Annotated in this window: 15 protein-coding genes; 4 read left to right on the forward strand and 11 right to left on the reverse strand. The window is 60.8% G+C overall.

Going from position 1 to position 14,475, the window contains the following annotated elements:
- Positions 1-36: 36 nt before the first annotated feature.
- From CQ14_RS16135 to CQ14_RS16145, 3 genes are all read right to left on the reverse strand, one after another.
- Positions 37-1,215, reverse strand: coding sequence for a saccharopine dehydrogenase family protein (locus CQ14_RS16135; RefSeq protein WP_057858853.1), 1,179 nt, complete (start codon positions 1,213-1,215; stop codon positions 37-39).
- A 151-nt stretch (positions 1,216-1,366) separates the two neighbouring features.
- On the reverse strand, positions 1,367-2,152 hold the full coding sequence (locus tag CQ14_RS16140; protein ID WP_057858854.1) for a DUF169 domain-containing protein: 786 nt from the start codon (positions 2,150-2,152) through the stop codon (positions 1,367-1,369).
- A gap of 70 nt (positions 2,153-2,222) precedes the next feature.
- The gene (locus CQ14_RS16145; RefSeq protein WP_082649897.1) at positions 2,223-3,038 is read right to left on the reverse strand and encodes a YdcF family protein; all 816 of its coding nucleotides are present in this window, start codon (positions 3,036-3,038) and stop codon (positions 2,223-2,225) included.
- 67 nt (positions 3,039-3,105) lie between these two features.
- Here CQ14_RS16145 and CQ14_RS16150 point away from each other — a divergent pair, with 67 nt between their 5' ends.
- On the forward strand, positions 3,106-4,047 hold the full coding sequence (locus CQ14_RS16150; protein WP_057858855.1) for an acetamidase/formamidase family protein: 942 nt from the start codon (positions 3,106-3,108) through the stop codon (positions 4,045-4,047).
- A gap of 19 nt (positions 4,048-4,066) precedes the next feature.
- Here CQ14_RS16150 and CQ14_RS16155 read toward each other — a convergent pair whose 3' ends face one another.
- Entirely contained in the window at positions 4,067-4,414 is a 348-nt protein-coding gene (locus CQ14_RS16155) for a GrlR family regulatory protein (RefSeq protein ID WP_057858856.1), read from the reverse strand.
- 289 nt (positions 4,415-4,703) lie between these two features.
- Here CQ14_RS16155 and CQ14_RS16160 point away from each other — a divergent pair, with 289 nt between their 5' ends.
- Both CQ14_RS16160 and CQ14_RS16165 read left to right on the forward strand, forming a co-directional pair.
- Positions 4,704-4,904: a hypothetical protein gene (locus CQ14_RS16160; protein ID WP_057858857.1), complete on the forward strand. Its 201-nt coding sequence runs from the start codon at positions 4,704-4,706 to the stop codon at positions 4,902-4,904.
- 44 nt (positions 4,905-4,948) lie between these two features.
- Positions 4,949-5,437 carry a GcrA family cell cycle regulator gene (locus tag CQ14_RS16165; protein WP_057858858.1) on the forward strand — a complete coding sequence of 163 codons (489 nt, stop codon included), beginning with the start codon at positions 4,949-4,951 and terminating at the stop codon, positions 5,435-5,437.
- Positions 5,438-5,522: 85 nt separating this feature from the next.
- Here the strand turns inward: CQ14_RS16165 and CQ14_RS16170 are convergent, their stop codons facing one another.
- Together CQ14_RS16170 and CQ14_RS16175 are read right to left on the reverse strand one after the other, a co-directional pair.
- On the reverse strand, positions 5,523-6,491 hold the full coding sequence (locus tag CQ14_RS16170; RefSeq protein WP_057858859.1) for an SDR family oxidoreductase: 969 nt from the start codon (positions 6,489-6,491) through the stop codon (positions 5,523-5,525).
- A 151-nt stretch (positions 6,492-6,642) separates the two neighbouring features.
- Complete coding sequence (locus tag CQ14_RS16175; RefSeq protein ID WP_057858941.1) at positions 6,643-7,548, reverse strand: dihydrodipicolinate synthase family protein; 906 nt, start codon at positions 7,546-7,548, stop codon at positions 6,643-6,645.
- Between the two features lie 346 nt (positions 7,549-7,894).
- On the opposite strand from CQ14_RS16175, the gene CQ14_RS16180 reads away from it, so the two are divergent.
- Positions 7,895-9,118, forward strand: coding sequence for an ABC transporter substrate-binding protein (locus CQ14_RS16180; RefSeq protein ID WP_057858860.1), 1,224 nt, complete (start codon positions 7,895-7,897; stop codon positions 9,116-9,118).
- A gap of 39 nt (positions 9,119-9,157) precedes the next feature.
- Here the strand turns inward: CQ14_RS16180 and CQ14_RS16185 are convergent, their stop codons facing one another.
- The 5 genes from CQ14_RS16185 to CQ14_RS16205 all read right to left on the reverse strand — a co-directional run bounded on the left by CQ14_RS16185 (position 9,158) and on the right by CQ14_RS16205 (position 14,395).
- Complete coding sequence (locus tag CQ14_RS16185) at positions 9,158-9,835, reverse strand: hypothetical protein (protein WP_156435039.1); 678 nt, start codon at positions 9,833-9,835, stop codon at positions 9,158-9,160.
- A 29-nt stretch (positions 9,836-9,864) separates the two neighbouring features.
- Positions 9,865-10,446: a hypothetical protein gene (locus CQ14_RS16190; protein ID WP_057858862.1), complete on the reverse strand. Its 582-nt coding sequence runs from the start codon at positions 10,444-10,446 to the stop codon at positions 9,865-9,867.
- A 500-nt stretch (positions 10,447-10,946) separates the two neighbouring features.
- A complete protein-coding gene (gmd, locus tag CQ14_RS16195; protein ID WP_057858863.1) occupies positions 10,947-12,038 on the reverse strand; it encodes a GDP-mannose 4,6-dehydratase in 1,092 nt (363 codons plus the stop codon).
- 36 nt (positions 12,039-12,074) lie between these two features.
- Positions 12,075-13,232 (reverse strand): glycosyltransferase family 4 protein, encoded by a 1,158-nt coding sequence (locus tag CQ14_RS16200; RefSeq protein WP_057858864.1) that lies wholly within the window; start codon positions 13,230-13,232, stop codon positions 12,075-12,077.
- A 20-nt stretch (positions 13,233-13,252) separates the two neighbouring features.
- Positions 13,253-14,395, reverse strand: coding sequence for a DegT/DnrJ/EryC1/StrS family aminotransferase (locus CQ14_RS16205; protein ID WP_057858865.1), 1,143 nt, complete (start codon positions 14,393-14,395; stop codon positions 13,253-13,255).
- Between the last annotated feature and the right edge of the window lie 80 nt (positions 14,396-14,475).

Here is a 14,475-nt window from a genome sequence, read left to right on the forward strand (position 1 = left end):
AGCTCGCGAGGGTGGGCACGCTGCGCTTTGCCCACCCTACGATTCAACCGTGAACGTCAGCCCCGCATGATCAACAAGCCGCTTGATCAGCTTGTGCTGCATCGCTGCACCCGGCGTCCAGAAGCCGGCCGGCACGTCCGGCGTATCGCGCAGCAGGCAGATCGCGCATTCCGAAATCATCTTCGACGTCGAGCCGTAGCCGGGATCGCGATCGCCCTTGACCGCGGCGCGGACCTGCCGGCCATCGGGCGCGATCGCGACATAGAGCAGATCGTAAAGCCCGTTCTCGCGCTCTTCCTTTGACGGCCCTTCGCCGGGCTTCGGGGCGTTCGGGCCGGTCTTTTCGGTATTGGCCGCCATCACCAGCTTGGCGTTGGCCTCGCCCTTCTCGCCGGGTCCGGTCAGCACCATCTCGTCGTAGATGAAGTCGCGGCCATACGGGAATCCCATCAGCATGTTGGAGCGATGGACGTTGCGCGTGTTGATCAAGGCCATCATGAACGGCGCGGTCCAGGATTGCATATCCTCTTCATAGGCGGGCTTGTTGCCGCGCGGCTGTTTCGGGCCGGTGAAGCCCGGCGTCAACGCAAAGGGATCGTTGAGGATGGCGACAAGACTGAGATCCTTGGCGACCGCATCGAAGGTCGCCTTGGCGCTCGCCGCCGTGCCGCCGGAAAGCGTACCGCGCATGTTGCGCACGCGGCCCTTGACGCGCAGTGCCGGCGCGCCGAACACCCGCTTGGCTTCCTCCTGCACGAAGAACGCGCCGAGTTCGAACGGCACCGAGTCGAAGCCGCAGGAAAACACGATGCGCGCACCGCTCGCTTTGGCCGCGGCCTCATGCTTGTCGATCATCTGCCGCATCCAGATCGGCTCGCCGCAGAGATCGACATAGTCGGTGCCGGCCTCGACGCAGGCTGCGATCAGCTCGTTACCGTAGAGCTGGTACGGGCCGACCGTGCTGATGACGCACCTCGCCTGGCCAACCATCGCCTTGAGCGACGCGGGATCGCCGGCATCGGCCACGATCAGCGGCGTCTCCTTGGGCGCACCGACCGCATCACGAACGGAAGCGAGCTTGTCCTTGCTGCGCCCGGCCATCGCCCATTTCAGCGTCGCGTCGCCCTTGTAACGCTCGGCAAGATATTCGGCGACGAGCTGGCCGGTGAAGCCGGTGGCGCCGTAGACGACGATGTCGAATTTCGACGAAGACATATTCGAATCCTTTTTCTCGTCATTGCGAGCGAAGCGAGGCAATCCATTCTGTCCCGACGTGGAAAGATGGATTGCTTCCGCCTTCGCTCGTTGAGCTACGGCGGACAAGTCGCTGCGCTCGCAATGACGGTTTCCTGTCGCTTTCGCAAGCCTATTTCTTGCCGTACGACACGCCCATCCCGGCGCGCACGTCGGCCTGGATGCCGTAGGGCGCGATCGGATAGCGCAGGCCGTTCTTGGCGAGCTGCTTCATGCCGGCAATGGCCTTGGCGAGATGCTCAGGCTTGAGCGCCATCAGCATCTCCTCATCAGGCACGCCGCCATAGCGCCGTTCGGCAAAGCACGGCAGCGAGAGTGACGGCTCGCCGGTCTTGAGCGCCCTGCCCCAGGAATCCGCACAGGCGGTCTCGCCGACCACGCCCCATTCGAACTTCTTGTAGCCGGTATATTGCAGGCCGTTGATGAGAATGATCATTTGTCCGGGCGTGGCGTAGACCAGGCAAATATCCGGCGGATTGAGCCGGCCGCTGGTGAGCGGGCTCACCGCCATCGCCTGGTACTGACCGAAAGGCACGACGTCGAGCGCTTCCTGACGCTTGCGCGCATCCTCCGCCGTGCCGTGCCAGACGCCGACGTAGTTTTCACCGGCGAGCCATTTTTCGTCCCTTGGCGCCAGACCGATCACGGCGCGGCATTGCGCGCCGACGAGATCCTCGCCGGTGATACCGACGGTCCAGCCGAGCCGCGATGCCATGCTGACGATCTGGTCGGTGGTATGCACTGCCGACGGACGCCGGATCTTTGGGATCGCGGTCATCTCCTCGACGCTGGCAAACATCTTGATGCCGATCACCGTCGTCTTCAGCCGCAGCAGGCTGTTCAGGTCGGCCACCATGCCGGTCAGATCGAACGCTTCCGGCGGTGTCTGCTGTTGCATGGCGTCAACTCCCAAAATCGGCGATCTGCGCGCCTGTTTCCACGATTGTAACCCGGCTTCCGGCCGGCTTCTACTTCGGCGCCGGCCCCGGCAACAGATCATCGATCCTGCCGGTGGCGCGGTAGGCAACGAGGCCCATCCATTCGCGCACCGCCATCTCCGTCCGCCCCAGTCCGTCGAGAGCGGAGTTGGTAAAGCTCAGCACGTCGGCGCGTTTGCCGACGCGCCAGTCGACGGGATAGGGTTCGACCGCAAATCCCGCCTTCCGGAACAGGCCGACCGATCGCGGCATATGAAAGGCCGAGGTTACCAGCAGCCAGCGCTCGCCGTCCTTCGGCGCAAGCAGAGCCTTGGAGAATTCCGCATTCTCCTGCGTGTTGCGCGACGCCCGTTCCATGATCAGCCGCGATTTGTCGATACCGAGGCTTTCGAAGATGGCGCCGGCGAAATCGGCTTCCCTGGCATCGTTCGAAATCAGTTTCGCGCTGCCGCCGGAGAATACGACGCGCGCCTTCGGGTAGCGGTGCGCGAGCGCCGCAGCCGCGATCAGCCGGTCGGGAGAGCTGCGGACCACCGGCGTGCCATGCGCGACGGAGAGATCGGCCTCAATCGATGCGCCGAGCACGATGATGCCGTCTGGCGCGCCACCCGCCCCATCCCGCGAACCCTCCCATGGCGGAAAACGCTGCTCCAGCGGATAGAGCAGCAGGTTCCCAAGCGGCGACAGTCCGCAAATTATCAGCAGCAGAACGGCCGCAATCACCAGCTTGCGGCCCAGCGATGCAAAGCGCGTGAACATCAGGATGGCGCCGACGAAACCGACGCCGATCAGAAAATTCGTCGGCAACAGCAGGAAGCCGAGCGTCTTGGAGAGGACAAAAAACAAGGGAAGCCTCTGACAATGTCTGGTACAGCGTCATACGACGCCATTGCAGCAATCAAAAGCCCTCCCCATGTCCCATCATCACCTGCATTCCAGCCCCGAAACCTGCCATTGGGGCTTCTTCGAAGCCAAATTGAAGCCGGTCCTCACCATCGCCAGCGGCGACGAAGTCACCATCGATACCGTGACCGGCGGCCCGGACGTGGTCCCGGACCGTAACAGGTTTCACGTGCCTCCCGAGTTGGCTGACATTCACGCGCGGAGCGAGCGCATGCTGCCCGGCCACATTCTCACCGGGCCGGTCGCCGTCGAAGGCGCCGAGCCCGGCGACGTGCTGGAGGTCGACATCCTCGACGTCCAGCTCCGGCAGGACTGGGGCTACAACCTGATCCGACCATTGGCAGGCACGCTACCCGACGATTTCCATGAGACGCGGATTCTGAACATTCCGCTCGACCTCAAGCGCATGGTCGGCCGGATGCCGTGGGGACTCGACTTGCCGCTCAAGCCGTTCTTCGGCGTGATGGGCGTGGCGCCGCCGCCCGCCTGGGGCCGCATCACCTCGCTGATCCCGCGCGCGATGGGCGGCAATCTCGACAATAAGGAGCTCGGCGCCGGCGCCAAACTATATCTGCCAGTGTTCGTGCCGGGCGCGCTGTTCTCCTGCGGCGACGGCCATGGCGTGCAGGGCGACGGCGAGGTTTGCGTCACCGCCATCGAGACCGCCCTGCAGGGCCGCTTCCGCCTGACGCTGCGCAAGGACCTGCGGCTCAGCTATCCCCGCGCCGAAACATCAGATCATTACATGACGATGGCGATGGATCCCGATCTCGATCAGTGCGTGGTGCGCGCGCTGCGCGACATGATCGTGCTGCTCGGCGAGAAGCGCAACCTGTCGCGCGAGGACGCCTACACGCTCTGCAGCCTCGCCGCGGATCTGCGTGTGACCCAGACGGTGAACGGCTCCAAGGGCATCCACTGCATGATCGCGAAGACGGTCGTGCACGGGTGATTGGACGATCTGCAGCGCTTCAAAAAGGAGACCGCAGTTTCAGCCTTGCGTGAAACAGCACGCTGGTCTTTCCGACCAATGCGGTGCCCTGCACCTGCGCGTCATCGGCGGTGTACGAGCCGCTGAAGCCGCAGGTGACCTCACGACCGCCGAACAGCGGCCGCGTGCCCGCGGATTTCGTGTGCTCATTAGTAATTAGTTCGCCGCGCCATTTGCCGCGATCCGCGGTGTATGAGCCGGTGTAATAGAAATACGAATCGCCGCCGGCGACCTTGCCATCGTGCAGAACGATCACGCCGTGCGCGCGGCCCTGACCGCCGTCCGTCATCTCGATCTGGATGGTGTAGAGGCCGTTCGTTACCGTCATCGCGCCCTGCCGTCATCCCCGGACATCATCGGCATTCCCACCGGCGCGAGGCAATCAGGAAATAGCCGCAAGGCTGGATCGTTTCGCCGCGCCCGCCACAGGCGTTAAGGCCCGCCGCGCGCCGCGCGTCACAGGCGTTCAGCTCATCCACAAGCCCTACGTTCGTTTTTAATGCGCTTTTTCAAAAGGATAGACAGCTATCCACAAGCCGTTTGACTCATGTGTGCAAAACAAAATAGAGTCTAAATAGATACTTTTCAGTACCCCTTTTGCACGTTAGCGTTTCGTCATGGCTACAGAAAAAGCCGAAACCGACCGCGTTCCCGTGACCTTGGCGCTCTCGACCATCAATTATCTCGAAAGATTGGTGAGACAGGGCACCCACGGCACCAGCGTTCCCGGCGTCGCTAGAACTTTGATCGAGGAAGGGATTCGGCTCGCCATCAAGGACGGGCTGCTTTCAATCCGCGACAACGGCAAGGCGTCCTGACGGGCAACGACGCGGCGGTTTTCACAGAACGTGGAACCGAGAAAATGCTAACGAATCTACCGACCTGGACCACCGATCGCGTCGAACTCCTGAAGAGCCATTTTGAGGCCGGCCTCACCTGTCGCGAGATCGCGGCCAGCATCGGCGTCAGCCGCAATGCGGTGATCGGCAAACTCGCCCGTCTGCAATTGACGCGCGGCCCCGCCCGTGCCGAGCCGCGCCCAACCAAGGTTGCCAGAGAGCGCTCGAGGAAATCGATCCCCAGGCTGCAGTATCAGATCCTGCAGGCTGTCTATGAAAACGCACACCCGCTCGAAAACGCGCAGCCGCTCCAGGAAGAGCCAATCATGAGCGAACGTCGCTGCTCGCTAATCGAACTCAGCAACGAGCGATGCCGCTGGCCGATCGGCTCGCCAGGCGCGGAGGATTTCTGCTTCTGCGGCAACACGCCGGTGGAAGGCATGCCCTATTGCTCCGGGCACACCCGCCTCGCCTACCGTCCTGGCACGCGCCAGCGTGTCTCGCGCGCGTGACGAGGCGCAATGTTTTGTACTCCTGAAAACGCGACAGGAGAAAGCGAGGGCGTCGGTTCTGATTCCAATCAGAACCGACAGCCCGCTAGCCAAGCCGCCAGCCGACCTCTTCCGTAAAGCTCTTGTAGAACTCCGGCGTGTAGGCCTTCTCCGGGGCCTGCCGCACCCGCTCGTCAAGTTTGTGGGCGTCGTTGCCGACGAGAATCCGCCAGCGCTCGGCCTTGACGCCGTCGAGAATGATCTTGGCCGCAGCCGCAGCCGTGGTCGGTGCCTCCTCGCGGAAAGTGCGTGCGCGGTCGAGCGCGATCTGCTGAATGTCCGCGTCCGACATCGGCGCGGTGTCGATGCCCATGCCGTTCAGGCGCTGCCGCGTCGACAGGATCTCATTCGGGCTGAGTTCATCGGATTCGGAGCCGGTTTGAATCTTGCGCGAATTGGAAACGATCGAGGTGCCGATATGGCCGGGCATCACGACGGAGCATTTGATGTGCGGGGCGTTGAGCCGCAGGTCCGTCATCAGTGCTTCGGTGAAGCCCTTCACCGCGAACTTGGCGGCGCTGTAGGCCGTGTGCGAGGCGCCCAGACCAACCGACGCCCAGAAGCCGTTGACGCTCGATGTGTTGATGATATGGGCCTCGTCGGCCTTCATCATCAGAGGCAGGAAGGTGCGGACGCCGAGATAGACGCCGCCCCAGCAGATGTTGAAGGTGCGCTCCCACTGCTCGCGCGTGTTGGTGAACAGGCTGCCGCCGCCGCCGATGCCGGCGTTGTTGAACAGCAGATGGATCTTGTCGGTCGCCTGCTGTTCGATCAGTTCGTCGCGGAACCGCTGCAGATGCGCCTCGATCGAGACGTCGGCGACATGGGTGGTGACGCGCAGACCCTGCGGCAGCTTTTCCGCCTCACACAGCCGCTTGGTCTCGGCCATCGCTTCCACCGAGACGTCGCACATCGCGACATTGCAGCCTTCCGCAACGAGCTGGCGCGCGAGCTCGCGGCCCATGCCCGTGCCGCCCCCGGTGATTACGGCGAACTTTCCGGCAAAATCCTTCATCGCGACGCTTACCTCGGTTTTCAATTTTTGAATTGGGACTCTCATGGAAATGGAGCCCGTGCGGCAGCACAGTAACAGTTCACGACCGTCGGTAAAGCCGCCCGCGAGACGGGCGGCCTGATTGTCTCGTGACCGTTTCGCGGAGCGGAATTTACTCCGCCGCCTCGCGCGAGCCGCCCAGCGCGCCCAGTCCCTCCAGAGCCTTCCGGATGACGGCCTGTTGCGCCGGCGACGCTTCCGGCATCGGCGCGCGGGAGAGTGTCGCCGGCAGCCCCTGCAGCGACTGTGCGTAGCGCGTGCACGCCGGCAGATTGTCCGAGACGATGGCGTTCCACAGCGTCAGCAGTTTCTTGTGCAGTTCGAGCGCGCGGACATGATTGCCGGCCTTGACCACGTTCCAGAGTTCGACCGAAGCATGCGGCGCCGCGCTCAGGATCGCCGCGATCGAGCCATGCGCGCCGAGCGTATAGGACGGATACATCAGCGCATCGACGGCGCTGTAGATCAGTTTGTCCGGCGCCATCATCATGAGATCGGCGAACAGCTTCAGATCGCCCGCGCTCTGCTTGACGCCGACGACGAGCGGCACCTCGTTCATGATCCGTGTCAGCAGCGCAGGCGACAGATAGGACCAGGGCACGACGTTGTAGATGATGATCGGCATGCCGGTTTCGTCGGCCATGCGACGAAAGTGATCGACCATCGCCTGCTCGTCCGGCTTGAACAGGTAATGCACCGGCGTCACCTGCAGCGCGGCGACATTCATGTCGCGCACCAGTCTGCCGCGGCGGATCGCATCGCGCGTGGAATCGACGATGATGCCCGCGATCACTGGCGCGCGCCCTTTCGCCGCTTCCACCGTCGCCGCCACCAGGTCGCGATATTCCTCGTGGTCGAGCGTATGCCCCTCGCCGGTCGAACCGCCGGCCGCCATGCCATGACTGCCAGCACCAATTAGCCAGTCGACCTGGGGTGCAACCAGCTTGAAATCGATCTCGCCGTCTTTGCGAAACGGCGTGGTCATCGGCGGTATTACGCCGGTCGGACGTGTTTTCATCGGTCTGCCCTCGCGTTCCATCCGAATGTGCGTGTGTCCCCGCTTTCCGGCAATACCAGCCGGTGGCTGCAAGCCTATTGAATGCCGTCGCAGCGATCCAGTTGCAGCATCAACGCAGCTGATCAGCAGAAATGCCGTGGCAACGGTAAAGGTGGCGGCTTTTGCGTCGCAGCGCCGATAGTCGTCGGACGAGTGGTTGCGCCGACAGTCCCTTGACCTATGTCAATGGGCACCACGGCGCGATGGCAAACCTTCCCCGGGGCGTAACCTGCTCGCGTGACAGGGTGCGGGGATCGTTCACCTGACGCCGCTTGCTGCGAAAAACCGACAGATGAGGGCACCGCAGATGAATGTGGCAGTCCGACTCCTGATCGCTTTGGCGATCGCGCTGACATCGATGGGTGCGATGTCGCCGGAACGTTCCGAACAGCCCGCCGATGAAACCGAGATACGCATCGGCAATCTCATGCCTTATTCAGGAAAGTTGGCTGAATTCGCCGCCATCGGAAGAGCCCAGGCGGCCTATTTCGACATGATCAATGCACAGGGCGGGATCAACGGCCGCAAGATTCGCTTCATTTCCCGTGACGACAATTCCGATCCGACCGTTGCGCTCGACATGACGCGCAAACTGGTCGAGCAGGACAATGTCCACCTCATATTCGGTTCCTTCGGAACGCCGGGGAACTTGGCGGTCCGGCGCTTCCTCAATGAGAAGAAAATACCCCAACTGTTCCCGGTTTCCGGCGCCGACGAGTTGAGCGATCCAAAGGCGTTTCCGTGGACGATGGGCTGGCAGCCCTCATTCCAGGCCGCGGGGCGCATCTACGCCAACTTCATCCAGGCCACCTATCCGGAGCGCAAGATCGTGATCGTTTGGCAGAACGATCATTTCGGCAACGACCTGCACAAGGGAATCCAGAAGGGCCTTGGCGATCTGAAGCGCATGATCATCGTCGGCCTCGCCTTCGATGTCGCCGATGAGCATATCGATGGACATGTTTCCATCCTGAAGCGATCGGGCGCCGAAATCCTGCTGTTCGCAGGCGTGCCGACCGCGGCCTCGCAAGTCATCCGCTTTGCGGCAGACCTGCATTGGCACCCGGCGTTGCTGCTGAACGATGCCGCAGCCTCGATCGGCGCCACATTGGGGCCGGCAGGAACGCAGAAATCTGCCGGCGTGATTTCGGCCACGTTCCTCAAGGATCCGACCGATCCGGCCTGGAAGGACGATCCCGCGATCAAGAACTGGCTGTCCTTTATGGACAAGTACTATCCCGACGGAGACAAGGGCAGCAGCGCCGCGCTGTACGGCTATGCCGCCGCGGAGACGCTGGTGCAGGTGCTGAAACAATGCGGCAGCGATCTCTCCCGCGAAAATATCATGCGGCAGGCGGCTTCATTGAAGGACTTCGAGGTTTCCGTCCTTCTGCCCGGCATCAAGGTCAATACCGGCGCCGACGATTACCGACCGATCAAGCAGATGCGCCTCGTTCAGTTTGACGGCCGCACCTGGCAGCTGATCGGCGACGTGATCGATACCGCGTTCACGACCGGTCAGAACAAATAGGCCGCGAGGACTTCCAATACGCACCTTGTAGTCGCCGCGTCAGCGCTTGCAGATGTCGCGGGTCTCTTTCTGCTCGCTGCGCATGACCTGCATTATTTCGGCCGGAGCAAAGCTGCCGAAATCGGCGGCGACAAGCGTGCCGTAGCGACGGTGGTTCTTGAGCATGAGCAACAGGCGATCCCTGATATTCTCGATGGCGCGTCCGTCATTGCCCGGGACCATCGACTTGGCGCCGGAATCGGCGGCCTGTTTCGCGTAGCCGAAGAACTTCGCGGTGGTCTCTACTGCCGCGGCACGGTTATCGGGATCGCAGAGTGCGCGATCTTCCAGCGCGTAAATGCAGCTCGCCAATTCCCCCCATGCGTAGGCCAGATGCGCTGCCGGGCTTTCCCCTCTTTCCTTGCCAAGCATGGCGGAAACGTTCGCCTGCATACTGCCGGCCTTCAGGATGAAGTACGCCGCGCTCGGCTCCATCTTCTTCACATCCGGACCGAGGTCGTCCATCACTTTGGAGAAGCAGGTTCGCACGACCGGCGCGACTTCCGGCCGGCCGATACGATTGGCGCCGGCGAACATTGAAACACTCGACCCGCCCGAAAACTGGCTATGCACCATGCGCCATAGTTCGGGCGCCCAGATCCATCCGCCGACCACGAGGAAGCCGCCGACAAAGGCAATGAGAGGCATGCGGATAAGGCTGAATATTTCACCGGCCATTTCAAACTCCTGGCACTAGACTCCTGGCACTAGGCCTTCGGGCAATTGTCGTTCGTACCGTTGTAGCGATCGAGCATCGGCTTCATCGCCGTGGGCACGCTCCAGCCGAAATCGGCCTTGATCAATCGTCCGCTACTGGTGTCCTGCAGCAGGGCTGCGTTGATCGCGCGGTTGCGTGGGCTGTCCCAGAGCTTCCTGACCGTGGACATTTCGGCTTCGCCGTATCGCTTGGCCGTGTTCATCATCTCATCGAACTTCGCAAAATAACGATTGATGTAATCGACGATGTAGGCGCGGTTGTTCCGCTCGCAGACCGCATTGGGGTGCGTGACGAGATAGCAGTTCAGCGCCGCCGTCATGTCCCTTGCGCGGTCGAGATCGCGCCAGTCAACGCGATGCGTGTCGGTGGAAAGCTTCGGGAGCAGCCCGTCCCTTTCGGGGCTTTCAAGCGCGGGGTAACACGCCTCGCGTATTTTAGCCGCCCGCCACTCGCCCATGCGTTCGCCGCCCGGCAGGTAGTCCCCTGTGTGGCCCATGACAAAATAATTGATCAGGTTTATGCCCAAAAAGATGCCGCCAAGAACAAATGCCGCACGCTTCAGGAAATCCATGGCTCATACTCTGCACAGGTTGTGCTCGGGGATTTTGTAACACCCGGAGTGTGCCAAGACTGTTAATCGAGCATCGATGCACGGGTTGAGGTTAATGCGGATTTACTTTCTGGAACGCGCTATCCCCATGGCATCCCGGCTAATCGGCCCGTCGCGTCGCATACCGCGTGAACCTTGAGCCCGCAGCCGCGACTTACATACCAGAGGCAGTATCAATCTATGGGAGGCCGCGGTGACCCATTGGCGCGATACCATGGTTGATCGACCGGAAACGGATGTTGGGTCTTATTTTACGGGCTGGACGATCAGCGGCGTAGCTGTGCTGGGGACCATTGTTGCGGTCTGGGCCCTCGGCATCTAGCCGGGATCAAGATCGCTGTCGGTGAGGATAAATGGTCGGAGCGAGAGGCCTTGAACCTCCGACCTCTGGTCTCCCGGACGGGCCCGAACTGGTTTCAGCTAGCCCTCCCCCAGGCATCAAAACCCCGCGAGGCGGCAGGTTAGAAGCTGGTCGGTGACCTCTTGTTGTCCTTCTCTCCCTTCGCGTTCGCAAGATCGCTGCTCACCATCTCCTTGACGAGTTGCGCGAAGCTCGTCCGGGGCTTCCAGCCAAGCTTCTCACGCGCCTTGCTGGCATCGCCGATCAGGAGATCGACTTCGGTGGGGCGAAAATACGTCGGATCGATGCGGACGACAGTCTTGCCGGACTTGCCGTCGACGCCGGTCTCCTCGACCCCCTTTCCGCGCCATTCAATGCGGCGCCCAACTTCAGCAAAGGCCAGCTCGACGAATTCACGCACCGATCGGGTTTCGCCGGTCGCCAGCACGAAATCGTCGGGAGCATCCGCCTGCAAGATCCGGTACATGCCCTCGACATAATCCCGCGCATGGCCCCAATCGCGCTTGGCCTCGAGATTGCCGAGATAGAGCGTATCTTCAAGGCCGGTTTCGATGCGCGCTACGCCTCGCGTGATCTTGCGTGTCACAAACGTTTCGCCGCGGATCGGGCTCTCGTGATTGAACAGAATGCCGTTCGAAGCGTGCATGCCATAGGCTTCGCGGTAGTTCACCGTGATCCAGTAGCCGTAAAGCTTGGCAACGCCGTAGGGTGAGCGTGGATAGAACGGCGTCGTCTCTTTCTGCGGCACCTCCTGGACCAGGCCGTAGAGTTCCGAGGTCGACGCCTGATAGAACCGCGTCTCCTTCTCCATTCCCAAGATCCGGATTGCTTCCAGCAGGCGCAGTACGCCGATCGCATCGGCATTTGCCGTATATTCCGGACTTTCGAAACTTACATGGACATGACTCTGGGCGGCGAGGTTGTAGATCTCGGTTGGCCTGATCTGCTGCATCAGCCGGATCAGATTGGTCGAGTCCGTCATATCGCCATAGTGAAGCCGGAACGGCACGTTGCCGACGTGGGGATCTTCGTAGAGATGATCGACACGCGCAGTATTGAACGACGACGACCGCCGCTTGATGCCGTGCACGGTATAACCAAGTCCGAGAAGATATTCGGCAAGATAGGCGCCGTCCTGACCGGTCACGCCGGTAATCAGCGCAACACGCCGTTTCGAATTTTGAGCCGGCATATCTTCTCCAAGAGGTGAGACCCGGGCTATTCCGAACTATCTGGTTGCTATCGACCGCAGCCGTGATTCCTGGTCGCGCGGCGGATCTGTCAAAAGCCGATGATACAATTCGATATGCCTTGAGACCATCTGGTCACCTCTGAAGAGGCGCTCATACCGTCTCTCTGCATTTTCACCCATGCGCCGGGCATCTGTCGGATTCTCGACCAGAAAAATCATGGCGCGCCGGAAAGCGTCCGGGTCGTTCGGAGGAACAACAATTCCGGTTTCGCCATGGACATTGACAAACGTGGTACCCGTCCCGATCTCGCTTGAAATCAACGGCTTCCCGAACATCGCTCCCTCAAGCAACGATACGCCAAACGCCTCCGATCGCAGGTGCGACGGGAATACGAAAGCGAAGCAGAGCTTGATGAGCGCGACCTTGTCCTCCTCCGGAAGTATTCCAAGAAAATGCACATTCGCAAGATTTAACCTCGCCGCATGTTTTCGCAGCTCCTGCTCCACCGGACCAGAGCCGACGATGACGACCGGCAATCCGGTGCCATGGATCGCATCGAGCAGGATGTGAAGGCCCTTGTAGTATCTCAGCACGCCGACAAAGAGAAAGAAGCGGTCCCCGAAGCGACGACGCCAATGAGCAAGGCGCTCGCTTGACGGCTCGGGATACGTCGACCTGTCAATGCCGATCGGAATGACGTCGGTCTTTTCCCGAAATTTGTCGAGGACATCGCTGGTTGCAAGATAGTTCGGGGACGTGGCGACGATCCGATCCACGCTTGCAAGGAACCTCATCATCAGCGGACGGTAGAGTTTCAGTAACGTCCGCTGACGAAGAATATCCGAGTGATAGGTGAGGACCGTGGGCTTCGATACCCGGGTCGCAAAATGAACGACGTCGAGAAAGGGCCACGGAAAGTGATAGTGAATGACGTCGGCGGCACGGGCCAGCGCCGCAAATTTTCCGATCACCGAGAACGAAAATCCGGTCGACGCGACCTCAAAGTCAAGTCGCGCCCGATAGGCAGTGTGGTCCTCGAACTCGATCGATTCCTCAGCCGTGTCGCGACTGAGTGAAAGCACATCCACAGCGTGGCCGTGCAGTGCGGTACCACGCGCCAACTGATTGATGACTTGCGCGATGCCGCCGGGCGGGTCCGGAATGTACGTCTTGTAGAAATGAAGAATTCTCACGTTCTTTACGCACTTCCTGTTCAGCCAACCCCGTACCGTTTGCTCGAAGCGGGAACTTCGCAATCCACGTCAACGCTCTCCGTCACTTCAAAGAACTCTCGCACCCTTGATGTGATGATGCGGATATCGGCTTCGTTGAGGTCCGGGTAGCTCGGAAGATTGAAACCACTTTTCGAGATAGCTTGCGCGACGGGAAATTGCTGACCGGTGTCGTAGTGCGGAAATGCGTGAACCAGGGGAAACAGCGGCCGAGTTTCCACCGATCTGCGGCGAAGATGCTGTCGCAGGCTGTCACGGAGCTCTTGAGAAACGAGTACCGAGTAGAGCCACCACGAATGCGTTGAATGAGCTGGCTCTGCTTGCCGCTTCACAGGAAGGCCAGCAAGATACTGATCGTACCAGCCGGCAATCTGACGCTTCTTCCGCAGGATACGATCAACCTGCTCGAGTTGAGCGATCCCGATCGCGGCGCAAATGTTCGTCATGCGGTAGTTGTAGCCGACGGCATCGTGCCAGTACTCTTGCGTCGGCGATACGGCCTGGGTCTTGAGATGGTAAGCCTTCTTGTGAACGTCTGCGCTATTGCTGATCACCATACCGCCTTCGCCGGTAGTGATCGTCTTGTTTCCGAAAAAGCTGAAAGTGGACACGTCGCCGAATGTCCCGACATGCCTGCCTCGATATAACGTCCCAAGGGCTTCGGCGCAGTCCTCGATCAGCAATAGCCCACGTTCTTTGCATATTCTGGAGATTGCCTCCATGTCGCAGGACGCACCGTAGAGATGCACAACCATGACGGCTTTCGTACGTGGAGTAACGGCCCGCTCTATGGCTGATGGATCGGCCTGCCAGGTGCTCTCGACCGAATCGACGAAGACGGGCGTTGCGCCGGTCTGAACGATCGTATTCACCGAAGCGACGTAAGTAAGTGTCGGCACGATGACCTCGTCACCCGGCCCTATTCCGATCGCCAGCATCGCGAGATGGAGCGCGACGGTGCCATTGCTTACTGTCGTCGCATGGCGCACGCCGACATAGTCGGCGAACTGTTGTTCAAATTTGCCAATGAACTCACCCCGGGACGATATCCAGGTAGAGTCGAGGCACTCATTAACGAGTTGCCGTTCCTTGCCGCTCAAATAGGGGCGATACAGAGGATACATTTTTACTCCCAATCGTTTGCATTCTTGTTCTCGTGCCTGCGGCGCCGATTTGCACACCGCAATCAACTTTCAATTGAGAT

Source organism: Bradyrhizobium lablabi (assembly GCF_001440475.1).
Classification (GTDB): Bacteria; Pseudomonadota; Alphaproteobacteria; order Rhizobiales; family Xanthobacteraceae; genus Bradyrhizobium; species Bradyrhizobium lablabi.

Excerpts from the sequence above, each read along its gene's own strand:
- CQ14_RS16135 (WP_057858853.1), bottom strand. The coding sequence starts at position 1,215 with ATGTCTTCGTCGAAATTCGACATCGTCGTCTACGGCGCCACCGGCTTC.
- CQ14_RS16140 (WP_057858854.1), bottom strand. The coding sequence starts at position 2,152 with ATGCAACAGCAGACACCGCCGGAAGCGTTCGATCTGACCGGCATGGTG.
- CQ14_RS16150 (WP_057858855.1), top strand. The coding sequence starts at position 3,106 with ATGTCCCATCATCACCTGCATTCCAGCCCCGAAACCTGCCATTGGGGC.
- CQ14_RS16155 (WP_057858856.1), bottom strand. The coding sequence starts at position 4,414 with ATGACGGTAACGAACGGCCTCTACACCATCCAGATCGAGATGACGGAC.
- CQ14_RS16160 (WP_057858857.1), top strand. The coding sequence starts at position 4,704 with ATGGCTACAGAAAAAGCCGAAACCGACCGCGTTCCCGTGACCTTGGCG.
- CQ14_RS16165 (WP_057858858.1), top strand. The coding sequence starts at position 4,949 with ATGCTAACGAATCTACCGACCTGGACCACCGATCGCGTCGAACTCCTG.
- CQ14_RS16170 (WP_057858859.1), bottom strand. The coding sequence starts at position 6,491 with ATGAAGGATTTTGCCGGAAAGTTCGCCGTAATCACCGGGGGCGGCACG.
- CQ14_RS16175 (WP_057858941.1), bottom strand. The coding sequence starts at position 7,548 with ATGAAAACACGTCCGACCGGCGTAATACCGCCGATGACCACGCCGTTT.
- CQ14_RS16180 (WP_057858860.1), top strand. The coding sequence starts at position 7,895 with ATGAATGTGGCAGTCCGACTCCTGATCGCTTTGGCGATCGCGCTGACA.
- CQ14_RS16185 (WP_156435039.1), bottom strand. The coding sequence starts at position 9,835 with ATGGCCGGTGAAATATTCAGCCTTATCCGCATGCCTCTCATTGCCTTT.
- CQ14_RS16190 (WP_057858862.1), bottom strand. The coding sequence starts at position 10,446 with ATGGATTTCCTGAAGCGTGCGGCATTTGTTCTTGGCGGCATCTTTTTG.
- gmd (WP_057858863.1), bottom strand. The coding sequence starts at position 12,038 with ATGCCGGCTCAAAATTCGAAACGGCGTGTTGCGCTGATTACCGGCGTG.
- CQ14_RS16205 (WP_057858865.1), bottom strand. The coding sequence starts at position 14,395 with ATGTATCCTCTGTATCGCCCCTATTTGAGCGGCAAGGAACGGCAACTC.